At 57.4% G+C, this 11,111-nt stretch carries 8 protein-coding genes; 3 read left to right on the forward strand and 5 right to left on the reverse strand.

The annotated features are described in order from the left end of the window. Both NKJ94_RS35950 and NKJ94_RS35955 read left to right on the forward strand, forming a co-directional pair. A partial coding sequence (locus tag NKJ94_RS35950; RefSeq protein ID WP_352532364.1) for an amidase occupies window positions 1-1,447 on the forward strand: 1,447 nt, incomplete at its 5' end. A gap of 922 nt (window positions 1,448-2,369) precedes the next feature. Further along, window positions 2,370-2,579: a hypothetical protein gene (locus tag NKJ94_RS35955; protein ID WP_352532366.1), complete on the forward strand. Its 210-nt coding sequence runs from the start codon at window positions 2,370-2,372 to the stop codon at window positions 2,577-2,579. Between the two features lie 584 nt (window positions 2,580-3,163). Here NKJ94_RS35955 and NKJ94_RS35960 read toward each other — a convergent pair. The 4 genes from NKJ94_RS35960 to NKJ94_RS35975 all read right to left on the reverse strand — a co-directional run bounded on the left by NKJ94_RS35960 (window position 3,164) and on the right by NKJ94_RS35975 (window position 7,800). Then, window positions 3,164-4,423 carry a pyridoxal phosphate-dependent aminotransferase gene (locus NKJ94_RS35960; protein ID WP_352532368.1) on the reverse strand — a complete coding sequence of 420 codons (1,260 nt, stop codon included), beginning with the start codon at window positions 4,421-4,423 and terminating at the stop codon, window positions 3,164-3,166. Window positions 4,424-4,464: 41 nt separating this feature from the next. Then, window positions 4,465-5,889 carry an FAD-binding oxidoreductase gene (locus tag NKJ94_RS35965; RefSeq protein ID WP_352532370.1) on the reverse strand — a complete coding sequence of 475 codons (1,425 nt, stop codon included), beginning with the start codon at window positions 5,887-5,889 and terminating at the stop codon, window positions 4,465-4,467. Window positions 5,890-6,203: 314 nt separating this feature from the next. After that, complete coding sequence (locus tag NKJ94_RS35970) at window positions 6,204-7,178, reverse strand: 2-hydroxyacid dehydrogenase (protein WP_352532372.1); 975 nt, start codon at window positions 7,176-7,178, stop codon at window positions 6,204-6,206. Beyond that, the gene (locus NKJ94_RS35975; RefSeq protein ID WP_352532374.1) at window positions 7,168-7,800 is read right to left on the reverse strand and encodes a GntR family transcriptional regulator; all 633 of its coding nucleotides are present in this window, start codon (window positions 7,798-7,800) and stop codon (window positions 7,168-7,170) included. The genes NKJ94_RS35970 and NKJ94_RS35975 overlap by 11 nt, the downstream gene beginning before the upstream one ends. A 591-nt stretch (window positions 7,801-8,391) precedes the next feature. On the opposite strand from NKJ94_RS35975, the gene NKJ94_RS35980 reads away from it, so the two are divergent. Beyond that, complete coding sequence (locus tag NKJ94_RS35980) at window positions 8,392-9,960, forward strand: acetolactate synthase large subunit (RefSeq protein ID WP_352532376.1); 1,569 nt, start codon at window positions 8,392-8,394, stop codon at window positions 9,958-9,960. A gap of 423 nt (window positions 9,961-10,383) precedes the next feature. Here NKJ94_RS35980 and NKJ94_RS35985 read toward each other — a convergent pair. Next, window positions 10,384-11,111, reverse strand: a 728-nt coding sequence (locus tag NKJ94_RS35985; RefSeq protein ID WP_502904251.1) for a PspA/IM30 family protein, incomplete at its 5' end; no start/stop codon positions are given.

Below are 11,111 nucleotides of genomic sequence, written 5' to 3' on the forward strand. Positions count from 1 at the left end.
GGTATCCATGAAGCTGCACGAATACGCCAGCCATGACGCCACGGGGCTGGCGGAGCTGGTCCGCAGGCGCGAGGTCACCGCCGCGGAGCTCATCCGCCTCGCGCGCGAGGCACACGACCAGATCAACCCGACGATCAACGCCGTCATCGAGTTCTATGAGGACGCCGGATCCGTGCCCGGTTCCGACACCGGACCATTCGCTGGGGTGCCCTTCCTGCGCAAGGACATAGGTGCAAGTGAGGCCGGCCGGCTCCAGGAACAGGGAAGCCGGCTCTTCAAGGGTTTTCGCTCCACCGTGGAGAGCTATTTCATGCAACGTGCGCGGGCCGGAGGCCTGCGCATCGTGGGCCGCACCACCACCCCCGAGTTTGGAATAGGGATGGCGCGCATGAGCGAATCCTTGGCCAACGGGATCACGCGCAATCCGTGGCAGCTGGACCGAACGTCAGGTGGCTCGTCCTCCGGGTCGGCGGCTGCCGTCGCCGCCGGCATCGTGCCGATCGCGTCCGCCAGCGATGGCCTCGGGTCCACCCGCACCCCGGCGGCGTTCTGCGGTCTGGTCGGCTTGAACCCCTCGCGCGGCCGCATTTCCGGCGGGCCGGATCAGCAGGATTCGAGCCATGGCCTGAGCCGCACCTTCGTGGTCTGCCGCAGCGTCCGAGACATGGCGGCGGCGCTCGATGTCTTCAGCGGCGCCTATACGGGCGATCCGTTCGTCATCGCGCCGCCCGAGCGGCCCTACGTGGAGGAGCTTGACCGCCCGACTGGCCGCCTGCGGATCGGCCTGGCCACCTCGCCATGGGGTGAGAGAAAGCTAGAGCCGGAGATCCGCGCGGCCGTCGAGCAGACCGCGAAATGCCTGGAGACGATGGGGCATCTCGTCGAAGAGATGTCCCCGCCATTCGTCCTAGCCGACATGAAAAGAGTCGAGATCGGCTTTTTTAACTTGTGGGCGGGATGGCTCGATGATGCGGCGCGTACGGTCGGCCGCACTGCCGACGAGCAGACCGTAGACCCCATCAATCTCGAGTTCTACCGGGCGGCCCAGCAAATGCCGCTCTCATATGCACGGGAAGTATTCGAGGCGATGCGCAAGGTCCGCGCCGATGTGGGCGAGGCGACCAAGGGCTTCGACATCCTGCTGACGCCCAGCATGCCGTGCACGGCGCTTCCCCACAGCATCAAGACCACGCTCAGCGAAGGCGTCTCGCTCGACCAGTTCCGCGATACCTACCAGTCCCTCTATCAATACTTGGGGGTCTTCAACGTTACCGGTCAACCCTCGGTCACGCTGCCGCTCTTCCATGACGGCGAAGGCCTGCCCATCGGTATCCAGATCGTCGCTCGCTTCGGCGACGAGGCGACCCTGGTTCGTGTTGCCCACGAACTGGAGCAGGCCATTCCCTGGTCTACAAGGCGGCCACCGGTGTTTGCGGGCTGCGGCTAGCAGGGCGGGCGTGCATCTCCGAGCGCCGGATACACGGTCGCGTGAAGGGGCGGCATGCTCGTCGGTTTCTTCGATGAGAGCGCCAAGACGATTGATGCAGCCGCCCTACCCGATCCTTTCGCCTTCACCTGCTTAATCCCGACTGGGACAAGATAGCGCCCTATTTCCACAGTGCGATGGAGATTTCCCGATTCTGTGTGACGCACCCATCCGCCGCTTCTTCAATGGGCCCGAATCTTTCACCTTAGATGGTTCACCCTTGATCGGGCCCTGCCCGGATGTCGAATGACATTTGCACTGCTATGAATTCCGAAGGCGTCACTTGGTGGATGGCAGGACGTCTCATCGCCGAGCCTCTCACCCATGTCAGGCCGAGTTTAACGCAGCTCCCTGCGCCCTGCTCGCTTCGGCAGCCAGGCCGCCGACACCGCTTAGCTTCAGCGCCGATCCCGCAACATGCGGTAGATCCGGGCCGCAAGCGATGTGCCCAGGGCACCTTGCCATAGGCCGATGGAATATGGAGCTTTCGGGCCATGACATTGGAAATATGCAAAGGGCGATATGGTCGCCGAGTTAAGCGGTGCCGCGGCGGCGGCCGAAGATCTTGCAACGGTGACCAATCTATTCGTGGTGCAAGCAGATGGCCGGCGGCGAGCTCGATGCCGATCAGACAAATGGCGACCTTCGCGCGCACCGACGTGAGCGATCTGCCGGGTATCGAACGTCCGTCGCCGTTTCCTTCGCCCCGGATCGCTCTTCTGGAAGCGGCCATTTCTGCCCGTGACATCACCATCGCCGAATGGAATGAACAGCTGCGAAGAGAGGCGCGCCGAGGCCGTACTTCGCATCCAGCGCCTGCACCTGCAGATCGATCGCTTCAATCATCTCAGACGAGCGGCCGAAGGCCTCGCGGCTGGGCCAGATGCGGCTCGAACTCGAAGATCTCGATATCGATTTCGTCGCCAGCGTGCCCGATATCGAGCTGCCCATCGTCGCTGACACCGACAAGGTGCGGGTTTTGCCGGTGCGCAAGCTCAACCCGAACCTGCCGCGCAAGCGGGTCGTTCGCGAGCCGTCTTGCGCATGTTGCCCGGACTGCGGCGGCGATCAGCGCGCCCATGAGCGAAGGTAGCGATGCTCGATCTGGTCGCCCAGGCCTGGCAGGTGATGGAGACCATTCGACCCAAGTACAGCTGAAGGACTTGCCAGGGGTCCTACGCGACATGAACCTCAACATGAAAAGCTGGAAACCGCTACTCGACCTCGACAACCCCAATCAATCCGGCCCAACGCTTCGACTGTTTTCGTGGTTTGCCATACAGTCAAAGTGGCCTGACGCGGGCGGCTGAACATTGCGCCGGTATTGCCCGATAAAGCGTTCGCCGAAGATGACGACGAACTGCCCCTCGCCAGGGTCCACCCATCCGGCGATTTCCCACTCTTTCTCGGATTGGTTAAAGATCATAGATCAGCTTGGCCGCCATATCGCTTGGAAAATGGCCGCGGCCCTAAATCGTTGAGAGCGTCGCCGCATGCGATCGAGAAGCTGGAACCGAGGATCATCACATGGGACAAGGCCCAGCAACAAGAAAGCAGTCAGCATGGCAGATATTATCACCACCTATTGGAGATCCCGGCCACCTGTTCGATCCAAATTCAGAAACTTTCTTCAAAGCTGCCGGATACGCGACACGTTTTACCTAGACGTCCCCGGTATCAAGCGGCACCCGTGGCGTCCTGAACTTTTTTGAGGGCGGCGCAACCTTCTCGAATGCGGGCCATTCCCAAACGCAATTCGGCTTCAGAACTGGCGAAAGAAATGCGAAAGAAGCCTGGGGTTCCGAACGCTGATCCGGGGACAATTGAGACCCCGCAGTCGTACAGAAGATATTGGCAAAGGTCTTCGTCGTCGGTCAGCGTCTGACCCTTTGAGGTCGACGCTCCCAACAATGCGCGCCAATCGACGAACGCGTAGAAGGTTCCCTCGGGCTCGGTCGCTTTCAGATCCGGGCATCGCGACAGCTCACTCATAACAAGATTGCGCCGGGCCCGGTATTCACCCAGGTAGCGCCGTGTGGACTCTTGCGGCCCGCGTAATGCCTCAGCAGCAGCCGCCTGCGCAATTGAACATGGACAAGAGGTGGACTGGCTGAGAACCGCCTTAATCGCCTTAATGAGAGGTGTCGGCCCGCCTGCATAACCGATGCGCCATCCGGTCATCGCATATGCTTTCGACACGCCGTTGATTGTGAGGATGCGGCCTAGCAAATCCGGGCGGAGTTGAGCGGGCGTAACGAACGGCTCATCCTGGAAGATGATATGTTCGTACATGTCATCGGCCATGAACCACACCTGCGGATGTCGTGCGATCACCTCTAGGATCGGTTCATAATCCGCCTTCCGATAGACCGCTCCAGATGGGTTGGACGGGGAATTAATAAGCAGCCACCTGGTATTCGGCGTGATCGCCCGCTCGAGGTCCTCGGCCCGCAGTTTGAAGCTGTCCTGCGCGTGCGTCGGCAGGACCACGACCCGCGCGCCCATCATTTCGACGATGTCGGCGTAGCTCACCCAGTAGGGTGCCGGGAGGATAACCTCGTCACCTGGATTCAAAGTCGCGAAAAAGGCGCTGAACAGGAGCATCTTCGCGCCCGAGCTAACGACAATCTGGTCGCTCTCGAAATAAATGCAGTTCTCTCGTGAGAATTTCTCTTGCACGGCAGATTTGATTTCGGGTGTGCCGTCGAGCGCTGTGTAATGCGTATCTCCAGCTCGCATTGCGCGAATAGCGGCCTCGACAATATTCTCGGGTGTCCCGAAATCGGGCTCACCTAAGTGCATGCTCGCGATCTGCCGCCCCTGGCGTTTCAACTCCGCCGTAGCAGCGGTTATTCGCGTAATCGCCGATGGACCCACTTTCGAAAGCGCCCGGGACGGGCGGAAGGTCGAGGTCACAGAATTCACTGCATCACCCATGTGATCTGTGCTCCTAATACACTTCAATATCCGCGGGCCTACTACCACAAAACCGGGACACCTATTGAGTTCGGTGATGTCGATTTTTTTAGCGCCGCAGAAAACTTCTTTAAACGTTCGTCTGTAAATCGATCATAATATATTTGGTTCTTTCGCCCTATATTATGCTCTGCACTGAAGCTTCCGCCATACTCGTTTACGACAATGTTGTAGACCAGCGACCGTATTCGCCCCTCATAGCCTGTGTCGGCCGCATTGGCGCTATCGCGGTCGACGACCAAATTGAAATGAACGCCCCCATCACCAATATGGCCGAACTCGCAAATTCGCACATCCGGAAAGGCTGCTGGAAGTTCAGTTCTCATTCGTTTCAGGAAACGCATCACGTCGCCGCGCTTGAAGGCGATATCAAGCGCCACTAGCTTGCCTACGGCTTTCACCCCTTCGGATATCGCGTGCCTGAGTGCCCAAAGCTCGTGCGATGGACCGACGAGAACGTCCTCCAGTAAACTACTATTAGTTTCCCACATATCGGAGAGGATAGTCTGTAGCTGATCGTCTATCGGAATCTCTCGTTGTTGGGCTTCCCAACTTCGAGAGATCTCCACCAAAATTGCGTATTCGGGGGGATCGCGTCGGGAAAATGGGTTCTTGAGCCGCGGCACGTGAGCCAATGCGGCTGCTATAGCATTCCCTGACATGCCCTCGAAGGCCGAAAGGCTGGGTCCGGCTCTCCTTTCAATTAGGTCAAGCAGCGGCAGCACAGCTTCAAGACTATTCGGCACCAATAGCGCAGTTGCTATTTGTCGAGGCTCGGGCTCCACGTTGAGCACGCATTCCGCCACGATACCAAAAACACCACAGGTGCCGATAAAAAGCTGCTTCCAATCTACCCCAACGTTGCTCTTGCGAAGAGATGATCCAAGCTTCACGACGGATCCCTGCTCATCAGCGAGAACGACCGTGAGGCCTAGAGTATTTCGCCGGACGTCCCCATAACGGATGAAGCGCGCACCACCCGTGTTAGTCGCGATCATCCCTCCCACTAGAGGGTCAGCGCCAAGATCGATCGGGAAGAAGAGACCGTGCTGTTCCAACCGAGCATTTAACTCAGATAGCCTATAGCCTGCATCCAGATGTACCGACCGGTTCTCGGCATCAATCTCCAAGTGACCGCGCAAACGCTCCAGGCTAACAACTGCTTGGGTTCCGCTTGGGTCGGGCGTTGATCCGGCTACAACCCCGGTATTTGCTGATTGGGGAATTATCGAGATCGAGTTTCGAACACAAAAGCTAACGGCAGTAGACAGTTCCAATACCGTTTTAGGCCGAAGCACTAGCGCCGCCTTTCCCACGTCGAAACGGGCGCCAGACTCATAGGGCAAGCAATCGTTCCCGGTAAGGACGCCGTCAGTGCCCAACAACTGCCGTATCTGTTCAATTTGAACTTGATTGACCTTACTCATGCTTTGACGTCCTTATCACGACCGGTGACATCCGACACTAATTTTCAGACTCGCTAAGCTCACGACAGGAGTTGAGGCAGATCTTTATTGACTAGCGTCGTGCCCGAACATCGGCTTTAGCGTCAAGATTGAGTCGCCTATCGTGCTCATAGACTGGTTTGCTTATGAGACTTTAAGTCCCTGCTCCGGCAGCGTCTTGCTGCGGGCAAGATATCTCAATCCACTCTGAAGAGACACGTCAAACGCCTTGGCATCGGAGCCAACATCACCGGGCGCGTGTTTAACATAAATCGTCCCGCAACTTTGATGTTGCTTCAATAGCCAAGACTCGCATTGTAGACGGGATGAGGAGGCCGACCGGTCTCCATCTTGATGATGTTTTCAGCTATACGCTTGGCCCCGTACTTGACATTTGTCGGGGCGGCAGCATGTGGCGTTACAACTACGGAAGGATGACTCCAGTAGGGGCTGAGTGATGGCAAAGGTTCCTCGCGAAAAACGTCCAGCACTGCTCCCGCCAGGTGCCCTTCATCAAGGAGTTTCACCAGATCGTCATCGACGACCGCCTCGCCTCGCCCCATATTGATGAGAAAGGCGCCCTTCGGCATCAGTCTCAGCCGCGCATCATTCAACAGGTTGGCGGTTTCTGGAGTAGGAGGGAGCACGGAAATGAGGATTTCGCTCCGCCTCAACAGTTGAGCGAGGCCCTCCTCGCCAACGAAGCAGGATACACCTTCGATATCCTTCTTTGAGCGGCTCCACCCGCCAACGTCAAAGTGCACATCCCGGAGCATCTCGGCAAGTTTCCCTCCAATTTCGCCGAGACCGAGAACACCGACTTTTCGATCCTCGTTGGCTGGATAGGGATGCCGCTTCCAGACCTTTGATTGCTTCTGTCGCAGATAATGATCGAACCCCCTGTGAAAATGTAAGGTCCAATGCAGAGCATACAGCGACATGTCTAAACTGAGCGCATCGTCGGTGAGGCGGACGATGGGAATGTCTCGCGGCACGTGCGGGTCGCGCAGGATATGCGAAACGCCAGCTCCAATGGAAAATATTGCCTTGGCGTTGGGGTATTTCTCAATCTCTCCGAGAGGAGGCATCCAAGTCATAATGTAGTCAACCTCGGCGCGATCCCCCACGTCGGGAAACACACGAAAGTCAATATCTCCGACCAAATCTTCCATGAAGAATTTCCATTCCAGCGCGTTTCCCTGCTCCCAGAGAAATAATACGCAAGGCTTGGCCGACTGTGCGCTCAGACCGGATGTCATTTTATCGCTCATTAATCTCTACCAGCTCTATGCCAGACGCTTTCAGTGACTCGATCGTCGACTGAATGTGCGAGTTCATTTCGGCGACCGCGATTGTTGATTGCCTCCGCCTAATTGCGTTGTAGATCGCCTCATGCTCTTGATTTGCGTTCTCGAGGCGAGACAGAAATCGCTCCACCGAGTTTCGAACAAGCAAAACCCTTTCGTGAAGCTTTGTGAGGATGCCCATCAAAACCTCATTGCCGGTTGATTTAGCTATTGCTAAATGAAACTCAGAATCAAGAAGGTTGAACGCGCTGCCATCTCGCCTCCCTGCCGCTGTTCTCATCGCCTCAATCATTGCTCTCAATTCGCTAAGCTCCGCGTCGGTGATCATTTCAGCAGCTATTGAGGCAGAGAGACATTCCAAGTTCTGCCGAACCCGGTAGATGTCGATCATCTCGGCAACGGATATTCGGCTGACGACATAGGCCCGCCCCTGTCGCACCAGGAGCCCTTCTTCTAGCAGCCTCAACAGAGCCTCGCGAACTGGCGTTCTGGATCCTCCGAAGGATTCAGCCACGGTGGTCTCGTACAGACGCTCGTCCGATTTCAGCGAGGCCGACAAAATATCTTCTTTCAGCCTGGAATACACGTCGTCGCTCAGCCGAGCGGACGTCGGCATATATATACGGCTGGACGACCGTTTGCGGGCTATTGCATTTGACTCGGACAAAGCGTTGCTACCAACCTTTAGAAAGCGACTCCCGCGGGAATGTCCTTGCGCCTGATATGAGTCTCAAACAATTGAGCATCCAAGCGAGAAATCCCCTCACAATACATTTCCACGCATAGTCACGCAGCCCCAACGCTGCTAATGTATACCGAACGTAGACCCTGTCAATCAGGAACGGTGCTTGGACGCCACTTTTTTCGCCTGCTGCACGATGGGGAGCGATCACCGCAAATGCCAAAATGCTGAGGAAAGATCGATCGGGAGGCTCGGCCAAGGGGAGACGCGATGCCGCACTTCTCAAATGCCGGTCTCCATTGATAGTCTATAATGTACACTGAATTGTAAAGACGCACTCGTCAGCCGAAGGTGAGACTCTGCACAGCCTGCCGAGCGCAACGCTATAGGGCTGGTCCAATCGGTTACGGATCGCCAGCGCTTCCCTGCTTTCCATGGTTAGGGACGGGGGCGTCGCCAACCATGGCTTCTCCGGTCAGAATACGGGCATTCTCGATGACAACAATTCCGAATTCCAACGAAATGAACGGCGCGGAAAGCCTCGTGCATACCTTGCTGCGGTCAAGAGTCGACACTTGCTTCGCCAATCCAGGCACCAGCGAAATGCATTTCGTGGGCGCGCTAGACAAGGTTCCGGGGATGCACTGCATTCTGGGCCTCCAAGAGAATATCGTTACCGGGATGGCAGATGGATATTATCGGATCGCGCGCAGGCCAGCGTGTACTTTGCTCCATTGTGGTCCTGGCTTGGCCAACGGCATGGGCAATTTGCACAACGCCCGCAGGGCCAGGGCCGGAATCGTAAATATCGTAGGTGATCAGGCCACTTACCATCGGCCCTTTGATGCGCCGCTGACGGCCGACACCGAAGGCATGGCGCGTACTGTTTCTCATTGGGTGCGAACAAGCACTGATGTTACGGAGGTTGGCCGAGATGCGGCTGCCGCCGTTCAAGCCGCGAGCGCACTGTCAGGCCAGATCGCTACATTGATCCTTCCAGCGGATGCATCATGGAAACTCGGAGGGGCGATAGCGGGGCCGCTTGCAGTCCCCGCCCCACCGCCGATCGATCCTCACGCCGTGGAAAATGCAGCACGCGTCCTACATTCCAAAAAGAACGTGCTCATCCTCTTAGCCGATCAAGCGACATTTGCTCCGTCGCAAGCGCTGGCGTGGCGGGTTGCTCGTGCTACAGGCGCGACCTTGCTCGCGAGCTATACAAATGCGCATATGGCGCGCGGCCGCGGAAGGTTGCAACTAGAGCGCGTTTCCTACGGAACCGACGCGGCGATCAAGGAATTAAGCCGTTTTGAACAGATTATCCTCGTGAACGCAAAGGCGCCAGTTGGCTTCTTTGCCTATCCAGGTAAACCCTCGACGCAGTATGCCTCCAATGCACAAATTTATGTTCTGTCACGCCCTGACCAGGACGCAGTCGCTGCCCTACAGGCCCTCGTCGACGAGTTGCAGGCACCGGAGGTGGCGATCCCAGATCCCGGTCCACGTCCGAACGCAGTAAGCGGTGCGCCGACTCAGGAAGGCTTGGCGCTTACCTTGGCCGCCCTAATGCCAGAAGACTCAATCGTATCTAACGAAAGCATCTCGTTCGGCCGTGACCTCTATAAGTTCACCCATGCCGCTCCCGCCCACGATTGGCTAAACTTGAGCGGCGGCGCGATCGGCGACGGGTTGCCGGTTGCCACCGGGGCAGCCGTTGCCGCAAAGGGGCGTAGACGAGTCATTAGCCTTCAGGCCGACGGGTCCGCGATGTACTCGCTACAGTCGCTGTGGACGCAGGCTCGGGAGAGTTTGCCTTGTACAACCATTCTTCTCAACAATAAAAAATACAATATCCTCATCAGCGAACACAAGAATGTTGGCGCAGTTCCTGGACCGACCGCAATGAGCATTCTTGACCTATCAAACCCCAATCTGAATTGGGTAAAACTTGCCGAAGGGTTAGGAGTTGAAGCAGCACATGCGAGCTCTTTGGAGCAATGTGCGGATCTAATGACACAAAGCTTTAAACGGCAGTCTCCCTTCCTGATAGATCTCTCCATTTAGTAGGTCTTGGGAGGTGAACCGTCGAACACAGGACGGCGCGGCCATTTGGGTCTACCCGTAAACCTCCCTTCTGGGATCGATAGAGGCAACTGCCTGAAGCGTTCGGCCCTGTATCCTGCTCCTATAAAGAAAGTGCAGTATTTATTGTGAATTGTGAGCCGAAGAGATCGTAGATATCTTGGAGAACGTCGCAGACGGCGTCGGCGGCTTTTAGCTTCGGTCCGGGCCTGCCGCTCTACGTTCCGGCTTTTCTTTGCTCGCAGAAGTCTAAATGCTGGAGGTGCGTATAGGCTATCTAATGCCAAAGCCCTCCCCTCAGATCATCTCGACGCGAAAGATGTTGGTGGTCGGGATTGGATCATCCCGATGCCGTTGGGCCGTTACTCTGGCCAGCTTCGTTAGACCGGTCCACATTCCAGCTAGTTAGAGTCCGTTTTGAAATTCACGGAAGCGTTTCGGCGGATGAGATTGCCGCCCATTGCGACAAGGATCATGGCTTGCGAGACATCGATGCGCTGCTCGTAGTCGCACACGAGGCGGCGCCATCTTGTCATCCAGCCGAAGGTCCGCTCGACGAACGTCTGTACAATGTTGCGTGGAACTGGTCATTTTGCTTGGTGATTTTGGGCCGGCTGGGCCATCGAGCGGGGGAACCCGGAAGATGATCTCGATGTGGGCGTCGTCGATTTCGACCCGGCGAACCACGGAGCGGATGATCTGCCGCATGCCGGCCCGATCAAGGCCGGCGAGCCCTGCTGTCACCTTGGCGGAGAAGTCTTCCAGACGGCTGATGAGGAGTGAGAGGTCGCGTTCGTTCTCGGCCACTTCGACCGCCGCCCGGTGCCGCTCCTGAAGCTGGTAGAGGCGTTGTTTCAGGCCAGCGATACGCGGTTCGAATTCCGCCTTGTCGATGACGCCTTCGGCATAGCTGTCGATCAGCCGGCCGATGCCGCGACGCAAGGTGGCCATCTGTCGTTCCAGGCGGACGATCTCATCCGGCTCGCGGATTTCGTCGCGGGCTTGGCGGAGGCGGCGGCGATATTCGTCCGCCATACGACGCGGGTCCTCCAGAAGGCCTTTCACCTGATCCCACACTGCTTCTTCCAGGTGATCGCCGCGCACCGCCGGGTTGTTGCACACGGCGTGGCCGC

The organism is Mesorhizobium sp. M0060, assembly GCF_040323155.1.
Taxonomy (GTDB): Bacteria; Pseudomonadota; Alphaproteobacteria; order Rhizobiales; family Rhizobiaceae; genus Mesorhizobium.

What these genes read in the sequence shown, in the direction of transcription:
- NKJ94_RS35955 (WP_352532366.1), top strand. Translation starts at nt 2,370, where the DNA reads ATGCGGCTCGAACTCGAAGATCTCGATATCGATTTCGTCGCCAGCGTG.
- NKJ94_RS35960 (WP_352532368.1), bottom strand. Translation starts at nt 4,423, where the DNA reads ATGGGTGATGCAGTGAATTCTGTGACCTCGACCTTCCGCCCGTCCCGG.
- NKJ94_RS35965 (WP_352532370.1), bottom strand. Translation starts at nt 5,889, where the DNA reads ATGAGTAAGGTCAATCAAGTTCAAATTGAACAGATACGGCAGTTGTTG.
- NKJ94_RS35970 (WP_352532372.1), bottom strand. Translation starts at nt 7,178, where the DNA reads ATGAGCGATAAAATGACATCCGGTCTGAGCGCACAGTCGGCCAAGCCT.
- NKJ94_RS35980 (WP_352532376.1), top strand. Translation starts at nt 8,392, where the DNA reads ATGACAACAATTCCGAATTCCAACGAAATGAACGGCGCGGAAAGCCTC.